At 65.7% G+C, this 14,477-nt stretch carries 13 protein-coding genes and 1 pseudogene; 7 read left to right on the forward strand and 7 right to left on the reverse strand.

Annotation, left to right across the window (positions count from 1 at the left end; genetic code table 11):
• Positions 1-199: 199 nt before the first annotated feature.
• The 3 genes from groL (at position 200) to ACVWY0_RS06655 (ending at position 2,777) form a co-directional block, all read left to right on the forward strand.
• Positions 200-1,828: a chaperonin GroEL gene (groL, locus tag ACVWY0_RS06645; RefSeq protein WP_058929984.1), complete on the forward strand. Its 1,629-nt coding sequence runs from the start codon at positions 200-202 to the stop codon at positions 1,826-1,828.
• A 354-nt stretch (positions 1,829-2,182) separates the two neighbouring features.
• Positions 2,183-2,437 carry a hypothetical protein gene (locus ACVWY0_RS06650; RefSeq protein ID WP_485835988.1) on the forward strand — a complete coding sequence of 85 codons (255 nt, stop codon included), beginning with the start codon at positions 2,183-2,185 and terminating at the stop codon, positions 2,435-2,437.
• Between the two features lie 115 nt (positions 2,438-2,552).
• Positions 2,553-2,777, forward strand: a complete 225-nt coding sequence (locus ACVWY0_RS06655; protein ID WP_485835989.1) for a DUF2283 domain-containing protein — start codon at positions 2,553-2,555, stop codon at positions 2,775-2,777.
• Between the two features lie 338 nt (positions 2,778-3,115).
• On the opposite strand, the pseudogene ACVWY0_RS06660 reads toward ACVWY0_RS06655, so the two are convergent.
• A pseudogene (locus ACVWY0_RS06660) lies at positions 3,116-3,645 on the reverse strand (transposase); the annotation flags it as partial.
• 21 nt (positions 3,646-3,666) lie between these two features.
• Between ACVWY0_RS06660 and ACVWY0_RS06665 the strand changes: the two are divergent.
• Complete coding sequence (locus ACVWY0_RS06665; RefSeq protein WP_485835990.1) at positions 3,667-4,659, forward strand: RNase H family protein; 993 nt, start codon at positions 3,667-3,669, stop codon at positions 4,657-4,659.
• A 20-nt stretch (positions 4,660-4,679) separates the two neighbouring features.
• Here ACVWY0_RS06665 and ACVWY0_RS06670 read toward each other — a convergent pair whose 3' ends face one another.
• The 6 genes from ACVWY0_RS06670 to ACVWY0_RS06695 form a co-directional block, all read right to left on the reverse strand.
• On the reverse strand, positions 4,680-4,967 hold the full coding sequence (locus tag ACVWY0_RS06670; protein WP_058932786.1) for a WXG100 family type VII secretion target: 288 nt from the start codon (positions 4,965-4,967) through the stop codon (positions 4,680-4,682).
• A gap of 109 nt (positions 4,968-5,076) precedes the next feature.
• Positions 5,077-6,627, reverse strand: a complete 1,551-nt coding sequence (locus ACVWY0_RS06675; RefSeq protein WP_485835991.1) for a sensor histidine kinase — start codon at positions 6,625-6,627, stop codon at positions 5,077-5,079.
• 2 nt (positions 6,628-6,629) lie between these two features.
• Complete coding sequence (locus ACVWY0_RS06680; protein ID WP_058929981.1) at positions 6,630-7,340, reverse strand: response regulator transcription factor; 711 nt, start codon at positions 7,338-7,340, stop codon at positions 6,630-6,632.
• Between the two features lie 114 nt (positions 7,341-7,454).
• A complete protein-coding gene (locus tag ACVWY0_RS06685) occupies positions 7,455-9,098 on the reverse strand; it encodes a DNA repair helicase XPB (RefSeq protein ID WP_485835992.1) in 1,644 nt (547 codons plus the stop codon).
• Between the two features lie 13 nt (positions 9,099-9,111).
• Positions 9,112-11,601: a helicase-associated domain-containing protein gene (locus ACVWY0_RS06690; protein WP_485835993.1), complete on the reverse strand. Its 2,490-nt coding sequence runs from the start codon at positions 11,599-11,601 to the stop codon at positions 9,112-9,114.
• Between the two features lie 10 nt (positions 11,602-11,611).
• Positions 11,612-11,845: a hypothetical protein gene (locus ACVWY0_RS06695; protein WP_058932785.1), complete on the reverse strand. Its 234-nt coding sequence runs from the start codon at positions 11,843-11,845 to the stop codon at positions 11,612-11,614.
• 246 nt (positions 11,846-12,091) lie between these two features.
• Here ACVWY0_RS06695 and ACVWY0_RS06700 point away from each other — a divergent pair, with 246 nt between their 5' ends.
• The 3 genes from ACVWY0_RS06700 to ACVWY0_RS06710 are packed head-to-tail and all read left to right on the forward strand — an operon-like array spanning position 12,092 to position 14,410.
• Complete coding sequence (locus tag ACVWY0_RS06700) at positions 12,092-12,475, forward strand: cold-shock protein (protein ID WP_056347308.1); 384 nt, start codon at positions 12,092-12,094, stop codon at positions 12,473-12,475.
• 9 nt (positions 12,476-12,484) lie between these two features.
• On the forward strand, positions 12,485-13,030 hold the full coding sequence (locus ACVWY0_RS06705; protein ID WP_485835994.1) for a DUF3027 domain-containing protein: 546 nt from the start codon (positions 12,485-12,487) through the stop codon (positions 13,028-13,030).
• 45 nt (positions 13,031-13,075) lie between these two features.
• Entirely contained in the window at positions 13,076-14,410 is a 1,335-nt protein-coding gene (locus ACVWY0_RS06710) for an MFS transporter (protein ID WP_485835995.1), read from the forward strand.
• Positions 14,411-14,477: the final 67 nt, after the last annotated feature.

The following is a 14,477-nucleotide window of genomic DNA, read 5'->3' on the forward strand; positions in this document are numbered from 1 at the left end:
CTCCTACGTATCGACTGCTAATGCAACGTCCGGTTTGTCCGGCATCGGGGCTTGGCGGCGGTCGTGGAGCGAGAGAAATACCTAGCTGGAGTGAGATCCCCAGCCGCGGCATACAGAGGCCGCCGGTGAAGGATCGTCCGTCGCGGGCACTGCAGTGAGGTTCATTCTTAACGACTGTCCCGAAAGGACTACTGCCGTTATGGCCAAGATCATTGCATTTGATGAAGAGGCACGCCGCGGTCTTGAGCGGGGCCTGAACATCCTCGCCGACGCCGTCAAGGTCACCCTCGGCCCGCGTGGACGCAACGTCGTCCTCGAAAAGAAGTGGGGCGCCCCCACGATCACCAACGATGGTGTTTCCATCGCCAAGGAGATCGAGCTGGACGACCCTTACGAAAAGATCGGCGCCGAGCTGGTTAAGGAAGTTGCCAAGAAGACGGATGACGTCGCTGGCGACGGCACCACCACGGCTACCGTGCTGGCGCAGGCCCTGGTCAAGGAAGGCCTGCGCAACGTCGCGGCCGGCGCTGACCCGCTGTCCCTCAAGCGCGGCATCGAGAAGGCTGTAGCAGCCGTCACGGTTGAACTGCTGGCCTCCGCCAAGGAAATCGAAACCAAAGAAGAGATTGCGGCTACTGCCTCCATCTCCGCCGGTGACGACGAAATCGGCGCCCTGATCGCTGAAGCCCTCGACAAGGTGGGCAAAGAAGGCGTCATCACCGTCGAGGAGTCCAACACCTTCGGCCTGGAGCTCGAGCTCACCGAAGGCATGCGCTTCGACAAGGGTTACATCTCCGCTTACTTCGTTACCGACACTGAGCGCCAGGAAACGGTCCTTGAGGACCCGTACATCCTGATCGTCAACTCCAAGATCTCCAACGTCAAGGAACTGGTTGCTGTCCTGGAAAAGGTCATGCAGTCCAACAAGCCGCTGCTGATCATTGCCGAAGACATCGAGGGCGAGGCCCTGGCCACCCTGATCGTCAACAAGATCCGTGGCACCTTCAAGTCCGTAGCCGTCAAGGCTCCGGGCTTCGGCGACCGCCGCAAGGCCCAGCTGGCCGACATCGCTGTACTCACCGGTGGCCAGGTCATCGCCGAGGAAGTCGGACTCAAGCTGGAGACCGCCGGACTGGAACTCCTGGGACGCGCCCGCAAGGTTGTTGTCACCAAGGACGAGACCACCATCGTTGAAGGTGCCGGCGACGCCGACCAGATCGCTGGCCGCGTTTCCCAGATCCGTGCCGAGATCGAAAACTCCGATTCGGACTACGACCGCGAGAAGCTGCAGGAACGCCTGGCCAAGCTGGCCGGCGGCGTTGCAGTCATCAAGGCCGGTGCCGCAACCGAGGTTGAGCTCAAGGAACGCAAGCACCGCATTGAGGACGCTGTCCGCAACGCGAAGGCTGCTGTTGAAGAAGGCATCGTCGCCGGTGGCGGCGTTGCGCTGATCCAGGCCGGCGCCAAGGCGTTCGCGAACCTGAACCTGACCGGTGACGAAGCAACGGGTGCGAACATCGTCCGCGTTGCCATCGACGCCCCGCTGAAGCAGATCGCCTTCAACGCCGGCCTCGAGCCTGGCGTTGTTGTCGACAAGGTCCGCGGCCTGCCTGCAGGCCACGGCCTGAATGCAGCAACCGGCGAATACGTCGACCTGCTGGCTGCCGGCATCAACGACCCCGTCAAGGTAACCCGCTCTGCCCTGCAGAACGCGGCTTCCATTGCCGGTCTGTTCCTCACCACCGAGGCCGTTGTGGCCGACAAGCCGGAGAAGAACGCTCCGGCCATGGGTGGCGGCGACGACATGGGCGGCATGGGCGGCTTCTAGTCCCCAGCGCCCGGACTGCGTTCCGCGCAAACCATAATGCGGCCCCCTCCACTGGAGGGGGCCGCATTTGTTGTACGCCCAGCATGGGCATTCGCTTGGAGGTGTGAGTCCTCTGAAGGAGAAGGTGGTTTAACTTCTAGCCAATGGCAACTGCGTCATCGCGAGGTGGGGTGGGAAAGAAGTCGGAGGCAATTCCCTGCGCCGAGGGACACGATCCGCATAGAAGGCATGTTGGTCGGGGTAAGCCAGCAACAGATGGTGAAGCCCGTTCCACCGAAACGGCCAGTGTGTAAATGCGGCGGCAGGGGGAAAGCGAATGTTCTTATCTGAGGAGATCTGTCCCGGTGCTTCATCTTGTTTTTTCCGGGTGGAGCGGTGCGGCTTTTAGGGGTCGTCACTGATGCAACAGGATTCCTGATCGAGAACAATCGGTTGATTCAGAGGGTCCATTTCAACGCCACCTTCGCTTTTCCTGTTGTCGAAGATCCGTTCTGGCTTCCTGTTCTGTTCATCCTGGCCCACGTCATCAGCCGGCGTGCGGCTATGCAGGCTGCCAAGCGCGGCGTCATTCAGACACTCATCCAAGTTAGTAATCCGCAACGGCGTTAGGTCCGCCGGGAACCAGGGGACATCCGTCTTTACCCAAGGATCAGGCACGAGCCGGATCCGGGTCATCGTTGACAACAGGTCTAGCACTATCATTACCGTGACAAAGGGGTAGCCGATGAAAATTACCTATGACAAAGAAGCCGACGCCGCATACGTCCAACTCGTCGATGAAGTCCGCGATGGCGAAGCGTCGACGCAGGTGCATTCGATAGAAACACCCGGGCGGAAAGGCGAGATCATTATTGACTTTGATGCCGAAGGGCGCATTCTGGGTATGGAAATTCTCGGGGCCAAGGATGTGCTGCGCGAAGAAACCCTCGCCCTGGCCGAACGTCTATAGCAGGGGCGGGCAGCGTGGACCGGCTGCCCGCCCAACAGGCGGCCCGCCGCAACCGGTCTGCGCGGCCTTCCGGGCGTCCGCGGTCATCCGAAGCGGGACGGAGAATCCGAGAGATTCGGAATCTTCCCGACCGGCACGACCGCCGTCCGCACTAAGGGCGATGATAACGACGGTGCCGACCCTTCGCGAACTCGTGGTCCCGCAGGCGCTGATGTACGGTGCTCCGGCGGTCCTGGTAATGATGCCGCGACGTCCACACGGTCAACGCCTCGAACGTCTGGAAGGGCGAGGTCCCCGTTCGGAATCCCCGCCGTCTCCTAGTCGGATCGCTGGACTGTTCAGGCAGCCACCCTGGCTGCCCGAACCGGGGCCGGGGTGTAGGTGGTGCCGTCGCGGAGGGTGGCCCAGAGGACGGTGAGACGGCGCCGTGCGAGGGAGAGCATGGCCTGGATGTGGGTTTTCCCTCGGTGCGTTTGCGGTCGTAGTAGGTCCGTGAGGCGGGGCAGCTTTTCAGGGCCGAGGGTCCGGAGAGGTAGAAGACCCGGAGGAGCCGCCGGTCGTAGCGCCGGTGCCGGTGGTGGTTGCCGTAATCCTGCCGGAGTCCCTAGGCGCCGGGGCGAGCCCGGCGATGTCGGCGAACCGGTCCGCGGTTTGAAATCGTGAGGTCTCCGCCAGTGGCACCGAGGAACTCGGCGGCGAGGACGGGTCCGAAGCCGGGCATGCTGAGCAAGGTCTGGGTGTGCCGGTGTTCGGTGACCTTGTCGCGGATCAGCGCATCGAGGTCGGCCAGATTCTGCCGCGCTGCGACTTCGGCGTCAAGGCTTTTCGGTAAGCGGTTTCCCGAATGCTGGCTGAACCGGTTGGCGGCGCTGTCTGGCAGGATGGTTAGGTGACAATTACTGCAGCGGCCGACGGTTCGGCTTTAGGAAATCCCGGCCCGGCCGGTTGGGCCTGGTATGTGAACGACGACTGCTGGCGCGCCGGGGGATGGCCGCACGGCACCAACAACCAGGGCGAGCTGATGGCCGTCCTGGATCTGTTCCGTGCCACCGCCCACGTCCCGGAGGAGGACCTGAGGGTCCTGTGCGACAGCCAGTACGTGATCAACTCCATCACAAAGTGGATGCCGGGCTGGAAACGCAAGGGCTGGCGGAAGGCCGACGGCAAACCCGTCCTGAACGTGGAGCTGCTCAAGGAACTTGACCGGGAAATCGCCGGCCGGAAATACACGTTCGAATGGGTCAAGGGCCACGCAGGCCACGACCTCAATGAGGCGGCCGATGACCGCGCGCGTGCAGCCGCCACCGCGTACCAGCAGGGTGTGGCTGCCCGTTCCGGCCCAGGATTCGCGGGAGCCCCGGCAACAGGCGCCCCGGTCGCAGTCAGCCCTGCTGCCGCCACCACAGCCGGTGGTGCTCGCTCCGACGGTCAGGGCGCGTACGGTCAGGACCTCTTCAACCAAGGCCTCTACGACGAGCCGGACCTCTTCAGCGAGCTGGAGAGCGACTCCTTCATCCCGTCGGAGCCCGCCGGGGCTGAGATGAGTCCCGAAGCGATCGTCGAGGCCCTCGAACGCGAGTTGTCGGGCCCCGACATCCGTGGCGACATCGGCCGCACCGGCGTCCTCCTGCACCCTGATTTTATGGAGATCGGAACCTCGGGCAGGGTATGGACCCGTGACGCCACGATGATGGCGCTGGAAGAGGAACCGGCCCAGCACAGTGAACTGGAGATTCTGGGTGCGGACCGCATCGGCACCAGCGCGATCCTGCTGACGTGCCGAAGCTACTCGCGCTCAGGCACGGCTCTCCATAGCTCACTGTGGGTCTTGGACGGCAACAGATGGCGGCTCCGATTCCGCCAGGGGACGCCGGAGGCGTAGAGGCCATTTCGGCTGCGGACTCAGCTGAAGCGCTGGGTGTTGCCCTGCTCGGCCTGGGCGTAGGTGGACGCTGCTGATGCCAGGGCCATGTTGATGGATGCCAGCGATGCCTCCACCTTGCCCTGGGTGAGTGTCCACTCGGTCACCAGGGCCTGGAAGTTGTTGGCAGCCGAGCCCCGCCAGGTGGACTGCAGTTCGTCCAGGCCGCGCTTCATGGTCTGGACGTCCGAGCTGATCCGGTCCACGGTTGCTTTGACGTTGGCCGACTTGAGCTGAAGGAGTTCGGTGTCGACGGAAATGATGCTCATGGCTTGCTGCCTCTCGAAGTAGTGGGACAGCATGTGCTGCCCGCCCGGCTGCCCCGGGCCACTACAGCGAGCCTACGGACGGGCACTGCCCGCACGCCACGCTCCACGGCTATATGTGGATAACCTTGCCATCTCCGTGGCCTCCGTCCAGAGGATCGCCATCCTGCGCGACCGGTGCGCCCGGGTGGGCTTCCCCCACGTGGTCATCGCCGGCGTGAGCCTCGTCGGTGGCGTCGTCCCGGACCGGCAGGCTGACCACCAGCGTGGCCCCGCCGCCGTCGGTCTTTTCCACCCTGACGGACCCGCCGTGCGATCCCACGATGGCCGCGACAATCGCGAGTCCCAGGCCGCTTCCGCCGGTCTCGCGCGTCCGGGACGTGTCCGCGCGGTAGAAACGCTCGAACACCTTGGACGCGTCCTCTTCGGAGATGCCAGGGCCGTGGTCACGGACCTCGATCACCGCGAGCGGCTGCCCGCCGTCGGAGGTCCGGACCCCGACGGCTAGTTCGATCGGGCTGCCGTCCGGGGTGTAGCGCAGGGCGTTCCCCACGAGGTTCCCCAACACCTGCCGCAGTTTTGCTTCGTCACCGAGCACCGGCGCGGGGGCGGCCGGATCGTCACCAAGACCGGTCAAGGAGATGGGGCGCGAGCGGTCGCTTGCCTGCGTGTCCACCACCGCGTCATGGGCAATCAGCTGCAGGTCAACGGGCTTTTGCTGGAGCGGGCGCTGTTCGTCCAGGCGCGCCAGCAGGAGGAGGTCCTCCACCATAGAGCCCATCCGTTTGGCTTCGCTTTCGATCCGCCCCATGGCCGTGGCCACGTCCTCGTCGGTGGCCAGCGCGCCATGGCGGTAGAGCTCGGAGAAACCCCTGATGGTCACGAGCGGGGTACGCAGCTCGTGGGAGGCGTCGGCCGCGAACCGGCGCATTCTGCCTTCGGAGGCTGTCCTGGCGGCGAAGGCCGTCTCGATATGCGCAAGCATGGCGTTCAGCGAGCTGCCGAGCCGCCCCACTTCGGTGCCGGGATTTTCGATTTCCACACGCCTGGAAAGGTCGCCAGCGGCGATGGCGGCTGCTGTCTTTTCCACCTTGGCCAGTGGCCGGAATGACCGGGACACGGTCCAGCTGGCGATCAGGGAGGCCAGCAGCAGGGTGAGCAGGCCGACGCCGGTGACCACCAGGGTGGCGTGCTTGAGGACATCGTCCACGCTTTGCAGCGGCAAGCCGATGACAACGACGGCGGGGCGGCCGACATAGAGCACGGTCACTGCGACCACCCGCCAGTTCTGGCCGTCGGTGCCGCGTACTTGGTAAGGACGCGCGCCCCGGTCCTGGGCCTCCTCAACGGAGATGGTTGAGATGTCGGGGTGGTCTTCCGGATCGCCGCCCAACAGCTGGGGGTCCTCACCGGGGGTGTAAAGGATCAGCGAATAGTCAGTGGGGACCATCGGGTTGGTGGGTGCCTGCAGCTGGGTGAACGAGCGCTGCTTGCTGGCGAGGTCGACGGCGGCGTACAGCTTGTCATCCACCTGCGCCTGGAGGTAGCTGTGCAGCAGCGTGAGGGTGCCGGCGCCGGTTGCGGTCAGCGCAACAATCAGCAGTGCCATGATCATGGCCACCAGCTGGGACCTCAACGAGGCCGATTTCCACCGCTGCAGCAACGTCAGCGCTTCTCTGCCGTCCGGAGCACGTAGCCGACTCCGCGTTTGGTCTGGATCAGTGCCGGTGCGTCCGGATCAATGTCCACCTTGCGCCGGAGGTAGGAGATGTAGGACTCCACGATCGAGGCGTCGCCGTTGAAGTTGTACTCCCAGACGTGGTCAAGGATCTGGGATTTCGACAGCACCCGGTTGGGGTTCAGCATGAGGTACCGGAGGAGCTTGAATTCCGTGGGGGACAGTTCGATCACGGTGCCGCCGCGGCGCACTTCGTGGGCGTCGTCGTCAAGCTCCAGGTCGTCCACCCGGATCACAGCGTCGTCGTCGAGCAGGGGCTGCGTGCGGCGCAAAACGGCACGGATGCGAGCCACTACCTCGTCCAGGCTGAACGGCTTGGTGACGTAGTCATCCCCGCCTACTGTGAGGCCGGTGACCTTGTCCTCCGTGTCGTCCTTCGCCGTGAGGAACAGGACCGGGAAGTGCTTGCCCGAAGCCCGCAGCTTGCGGGTGACGGTGAAGCCATCCATGTCCGGCAGCATCACGTCCAGTACCGCCAGATCGGGCGCGTGGAGCTCGGCGGCGGCCAGCGCGTCACGGCCGTTGGCGGCAGAGACCACCTCGAAGCCTGCGAAGCGGAGCGAGGTGGACAGCAGCTCGCGGATGTTGGGTTCGTCATCAACAACTAGCAGCTTGGCTTCTGGGCCGGTCTTCTTCATGCTCCCATCATGCTCCCAGAAACTGTGAGTTTTCTGGATGGATGGTGGGTGTTCCATGGGGAACCCCCCGTGGCGTGGCCATCCCCATCGCAGAACAGGAACACCGGGTGACCGTTAGGCGGCGCCGACATCCTTGGCGTCCATGATCCGGTAGGCATAGCCCTGCTCTGCCAGGAAGCGCTGCCGCTTGGCCGCGAAATCCTGGTCAAGGGTGTCCCGGGCCACCAGCGAGTAGAAGCGGGCCGCCCTGCCGTCCTTCTTGGGGCGGAGCAGCCGGCCCAGCCGCTGGGCTTCCTCCTGCCGCGACCCAAAGGATCCCGAGACCTGGATGGCAACCGAGGCTTCAGGCAGGTCGATGGAGAAGTTGGCCACCTTGGAAACCACCAGTGTGTTCACGTCGCCGGCCCGGAATGCGTCGAAGAGCTTCTGCCGTTCCTTGACGGACGTATCGCCCTTGATGACGGGAGCCTGCAGGCGCTCGCCGATCTCGTCCAGCTGGTCAATGTATTGCCCGATCACCAGCAGCTGCTCGCCCTGGTGCCGGGCCACCAGCTGTTCCACGATCAGGGTCTTGGACTCGGACGTGGCGCACAGCCGGTACTTGTCCGCGTCCTCGGCCATGGCATAGGCCACGCGTTCGTCCCGGGGCAGGTCAATGCGGACCTCCACGCAGTCCGCCGGGGCGATGTAACCCTGCGCCTCGATGTCCTTCCAGGGCGCGTCGTACCGTTTGGGCCCGATCAGGCTGAAGACCTCGCCTTCGCGGCCGTCCTCGCGGACCAGGGTGGCGGTGAGGCCCAGCCGGCGGCGGGCCTGCAGGTCCGCCGTCATCCGGAAGATCGGCGCCGGCAGGAGGTGGACTTCGTCATAAATGATCAGGCCCCAGTCGTGGCCATCCAGTAGCTCCAAATGTGCGTACAGGCCGCCGCGTTTGGTGGTGAGGACCTGGTACGTGGCGATGGTGACCGGGCGGACCTCCTTGACCGCGCCCGAGTACTCGCCGATCTCATCCTCCGTCAAGGACGTCCGCTTGAGCAGCTCGTCCTTCCACTGCCGGGCGGCCACCGTGTTGGTCACCAGGATGAGGGTGGTGGTGGAACTGGTGGCCATCGCCGCGGCACCCACCAGGGTTTTTCCCGCACCGCAGGGGAGGACCACCACACCGCTGCCGCCGGCCCAGAAATTTTCGGTCGCGAGCTGCTGGTACGGGCGGAGCTTCCAGCCGTCCTCGTTCAGGGCGATCAGGTGGGGTGCGCCGTCCACGTAGCCGGCCAGATCCTCCGCCGGCCACCCGATTTTCAGGAGCAGCTGCTTGAGCTGGCCGCGCTGGGAAGAATGGACCACGATGGTTTCGCCGTCGATCCGCGGCCCCAGCAGGGGCTGGATTTTTTTGGCCCGGATGACCTCTTCCAACACCGGGTAGTCGTCCGTGCGCATCACGAGGCCGTGTTGCGGGTCCTTCTCCAGCCGCAGCCGCCCGTACCGGGACATGGTCTCTTCGACGTCGATCAGCAGCGAATGCGGCACCGGGAACCGCGAGTATTTGAGCAGGGTGTCCAGGACCTTTTCCGCGTCCAGGCCGGCGGCGCGTGCGTTCCACAGGCCCAGGGGCGTCAGGCGGTAGCTGTGCATGTGCTCGGGGGCGCGTTCCAGTTCGGCGAACGGGGCGATGGCGTGGCGCGCCTCGGTGGCCAATTCGTGGTCCACTTCGAGCAGGATGGTTTTGTCACTTTGGACGATCAGCGGGCCGTCGTTCACGCGGGGGAGTCCTTCACTGGCGCAGTTCTTCTGCGGCCTCAATATCGATGATGCGGTGGATGGAGAGCACGCGCTCGGTTTCCTTGGCAGGATCGAAGACCCTGACGCGTCCGCCGTTTACGGAGAGGGGAACAACTGTCTCAAGGCAGGAATTCCCCTGGCTGTCCACCACGTTCATGCTCACGCGCTGCTTGAGCCGGATAGCCCGCTGCAGGGTCTCCAGCCCAAGCTGGGTTGCAGCTTCGCCGGAGCCCGGCACTGCAATTGCGTGGTGTCCGTTGGCTTCAGCCCGCCTGTTCCGCAGGACGGCCAGCTGCGCAGCGACGTCGTCCTCGGCGGGCGCGGTCCGCGGCGCCGTATAGACCGGGCGGGCGCTGCCCGAAACACTTGTGTTGCGGCGGAGCCGGACCACTCCGGGCTCGGCCTGGTCCACCGACGGCGAGAGTCCCAGTCCGCGCAGGACCTGCGCTGTTTCCCGCGGCGGAGCCGTGGAGATCAGCACCGTCGGCGCAATCCGGGCCAGCCCCAGCCCGGCCGCCTTGGACTCCGCCGCCAGCTCCAGCACCGTTGCCTCATCATCACTTTGGATAAAGCTGGCGGCCGTTCCCACCCGGAGCCGGCCGTGCCGGGACGCGGTGTCCTCCACCAGGTATTCCAAGGGCTGGGGCACGGCCGTGGCCGAATGCTCACGCAGGAACTCCAGCAGGCTTGAGGCGTCATGCCCGGCGTCCAGCGCCCGCCGGACCGAGTTTGCGGAGAACCGGTAGATAGTGGCGGGCCCGTGCCCCTCGGCGTCGGCCATCACCAGAAGCTTTTCGGCCAGCTCCGGAGCCAGATAGCCCGGGGCAACTGCGGTCAGGTCCGCCTGAAGCAGGACGTGGTTCAGCGCCGCAGGCAGATGCTCGCCCAGGATGCCCAAGGCTTCGTCCGGGTTGTCTTCGGCGATGGCGCTGCCCAGCTGGCTCAACGCACCGGAGCCGATCAGTCCGAGCAGCTCCGCTTCCGCGAGCACACCCCTGATCAGGGAACTGAACCGGCGGGCCATCCGTGGCTGCGTCCATTCAGCCCGCTGCAGCACTGCCGCAGCATCCAGCACCGGTGCCGTGCCGTCCGCAGCGGCAGCCTCCTGGGTGAGTTCCTCCAGGATTTCCAGGATCCGCTTCCTGACCACCGGGGCGTCCGGCCGCTGCGCCTCTGCCGAAAGGGCATTAACGGTGTTCCCGGCCAGGGTGCGGTGCGCGCTGGGAACGCCGCCGGGGCCGTTAGCGGGCTGACCCACCAGTGAAGGCACACGCTCGCTCGCGAGCCAGGCATTGACCAGCCACAGCCACTGCTCCTGGCGGGGGAGGGCCAGCCACTCCAGCTGCGGGGGCTGCACCCACGAGGACGAGTCCACATCAAGGCGCAACAGGCCGGCGAGGGCGCTGACCTCCAGCAGCAGGCCCGCCCGGTGCTGGTCGATGCGAAGCGTCTCGGCCAGCCGCTTCATTTCCCGGACGCCTACGCCGCCGCTGCGCAGCGTGGCCAGCGGCTGTTCGCGGACGGCGTGGAGGAGGTCACCCACCAGCCGGAGGGTTTCGGCGATGGCGCCCAGCGCCGCGTTCCGGCGAAGCGCAGCGGTGGTGCTGCCCAGCTCCGGAACCGGTGGGGACAGGGAGAAGTCATTGATGATGGCGCCGCCACGCAGCGACAATCCCACGCTATGCGGCAATTCCACGTGCGCGGCGTCCAGCGGGACCAGCAGGCCCCGGGCCAGGAGCCAGTCAACGGGCCCGACGTCGGCGCCCTGGTTCGAGACCGACGCTTTCCGTTGCGCCTGGGGGACGGCACCCATGGCCCAGTTGCGGAATTTGGCGAGCAACGCCGTCGTGCGTTCCGGGGCTCCGGCCAAAGCCTCGCCGAGTGCCTCGGGCGAGGATGTCCAATGCTGCAGCGCGAGGGCTGCCTCCATGGGGGTGGTGGCGTTCTGGATGGAGACGCCGCTGCGGCGCAGCTCGGCAACGAGCTGGACTGCCCGCTGGGCAAACGCGGGCTGGAGCCTGACCAGCTCGGTGTAGCTGCGCCCCAGCCCCGCAGGATAGATTCCCACCACGTCCTTGAGGCTTCCCACCGGCAGGTAGTAGCGCTGGCGGTGGCCCGAAACCGCCGTTCCATGCGGCGGCTCTGCCCGGTGCACCAAAGCCAGTTCCTGGAGCGAGGCCAGGATGCGTTCCAGCGCCGCCACCGTGGACCCTGCAATGAGTTTCCGGACGCCCGCCGCCGAGGCGCTGTGTTCGGTGTCCGTGTTGGTGCACAGATGCAGCGTTTCCAGCACCTGCATCTGTGGCCTGTTAAGCCGCTCGAGCGCGCGCTGGACGCTGACCCGCGCACTGGCCCGCGCGGCCAGGGCGGAAAAGTCAGGAACGGCGGGGGACATAAGGTCCGGCCGCGCTGCAAAGAGCGCCCGCAACGAGTCATCGCTGCGTGCTTCCAGTTCTTTGCTGAGCGCGCGAATAAGGGACATCAGTCCAACGTTACCGTCCGCCGGACTTTCCTGCCCGGCGCCGGCCCGCCACGCTGTCCAGCACCAGGAAAAGCATCAGCAGGAACGCCACAGGCAACCCGTACAGGGCAGTGGCAGTGACCCAGGCCGGAGCCGCGGAGCCTGCGAAGGCCAGTGCCATGACGGCTCCCACCGCCACGAGGGAAAGCATGGCAACAACCGCTGCGCAGATCATCAGTGGGCGCCGGTATCGCGAGGGTGTCATGCAGGCAACGCTAACAGCCGGGCGGCCGGTGGTGGCGCCACAGGCGGCCGTGAGCGGCGGGCACACAGCCGCAGGCAGGCGGCAGGACGAAGGGTGCGTGAAAGCAGGATTCCGGCCCCCGGCAGGATAACCTTGAGGAACAGACCAACACGGTCCGTCGCTGTCATACCCTGAACCCGCACATCAGTGCGGATGCGGTGACTGCCGGCCGTGTCAGAAGACGTCAGAACGAAGAAGGTTGATTACGTGCCTACCGGCAAGGTCAAGTGGTATGACAAGGAAAAAGGTTTCGGATTCCTCGCAGGCGAGGACGGGCAGGAAGTCTTCCTGCCCAAATCATCGCTGCCCGAAGGCATCACGGAGCTGAAGGCCGGCACCCGGGTTGAGTTCGGCGTTGCCGACGGCCGCAAGGGTGCACAGGCCCTGGGCCTGCGCGTCCTGGACAAGACGCCGTCTATCGCCAAGGCCAAGCGGCCCAGCGCCCGGGACCTCGCGCCGCTGGTCCAGGACCTGGTCAGCGTGCTGGACAACCTCTCCGGAACCCTGTCCGCGGGCAAGTACCCGGAAGGCAACAAGGGCAAAGCCATCGCGGCTGCCCTGCGTAAGGTTGCCGACGAGCTGGACGTTTAGGTCTTGGCCATGAACGCGGAAGCTGAACAGCCGGACACCACAACAGCGGAGAAAGTAGGCGCCAAAGCCGAGGCCAAGCGCCGCGCAGGCGTGCCCGTGTGGCGTACCGGAAAGCCGGATGCCTTCCTCGCCGCTGCCGTTGGCGAGGCGCGAACCGCCATCGAAGGCATCGCGGCGGCGTCGGACATCGGTGCGCACCTGGCTGCCAAAAGTGAGGGCGACCGCCTGGTCACCCACCTCTTCGAATCAAGAATGGCCGGCTACCACGGCTGGCAGTGGTACGCGGTCCTGACTAGGAACTCCCGCTCCAAGGTGGTCACGGTCAGCGATCTTGGTCTCCTGCCGTCGGAGGACTCCATCCTCTCCCCGGAGTGGGTGCCGTGGGCCGAGCGCGTCCGCCCCGAGGACGCACAGGCGGCAGAGGAAGAGGAGCCGCGCGCTGCTGAGGCTTCCGCTGCGGAGCCGGACGCATCTAAGGCCGAGGCTGACACTCCCGGGTCCGAAGACCGGGACGAAGAATTCGAAGACGACGACCCCGCCGGCGAGGCTGACTAACCAGTTGCGAATGCGCAGGGTTGAGAACCAAGAAGGCCGGCACTGATGTCCACCTTCAAATCCCTGCACATCCTCAACTACCGGATCTGGTTCCTCGGCGCGCTGGTTTCCAATATCGGAACCTGGATGCAGCGGACGGCCCAGGACTGGCTGGTGTTTGACCACCTCACCGATCACGACGCCGGGGCCATGGGCATCACTATGGCACTGCAGCTGGGGCCGCAGCTGTTCCTGGCGCCCGTCGCCGGCCTCGTGGCGGACCGGTACAGCCGCCGGCAGCTGCTCATCATCACCCAGTCAATGATGGCCCTCCTGAGCACCGGCCTGGGCATCCTGGTGGTGCTCGGCGCCGGCCAGCTGTGGCACGTCTACGGTTTCGCCCTGCTGCTGGGCATGGTCTCCGCCCTCGATGCCCCGGTGCGGCAGACCTTCGTTTCTGAACTCGTGCGGGACGACTACCTGCCCAATGCCGTGGCCCTGAACAGCGCCTCCTTCAATGTCGCCCGGATGATCGGGCCCGCCGTCGCCGGTGTCCTCACCGTGGCGGTAGGTCCCGGCTGGGTGTTCCTGATCAACACCTGCACCTTCCTGGCCATGCTCCTGAGCCTGTGGAAGATCCCCGCCGCGTCGCTGCGCCAGCTTCCCCGGGCGGCTCCGGGCAAGGGCCGGATCCGGGAGGGGCTGCGCTATGTCCGGTTCCGGCCGGACATTGTGGTGGTCCTGGTGGCCGTGTTCATCGTGGGAACACTCGGCCTTAACTTCGTGCTGTTCATCGCCGCGATGGTGGGCACGGAATTCGGGCTCGACGCCAGCGCCTTCGGGCTCATGAATTCGATCATGGCCGTCGGTTCCGTGGCAGGCGCGCTGCTCTCCGCCGGCCGCGGCAAGCCCCGCTTGCGGATGATCTTCGGCGCGGCGGCTGCCTTTGGGGTGACGTCGGGACTGGCCGCGCTTGCCCCGGACTACTTCTGGTTCGGCGTCGCGCTGGTGCCGGTGGGCCTGTTCGCGATCACCATGATGACCAGCGCCAACGGTTACGTCCAGACCACCACCGATCCCGTCATGCGGGGCAGGGTCATGGCCCTGTACATGGCCATCTTTATGGGCGGCACCCCCATCGGCGCCCCACTCGTGGGATGGGTGGCCAACGTCGCCGGCCCCCGGTGGTCGCTTTCCGTTGCGGCCGCCTCCGGGATCATCGCCGCCGTGATCGGAATGATCTGGATCATCCGCGCCCAGCAGCTCCGGCTCACCTTCAACCGGCGGGCCCGCGGCCTGCGGTACTTCGGCGTCGTCTCCCACCTGGGCGTCCAACAACCGGGGGACAACGCAAACGGCGCCGCCCGGGACGAAAACCCGGACGACGCCGTCGGACGCTGACAACTGGCGTCACCACAAGACAGCGCGAACGGACACTTGGGGCCCCGGTATCTGGGCCCCCAGTGTC

The sequence above is a fragment of the Arthrobacter sp. UYNi723 genome (assembly GCF_054057635.1).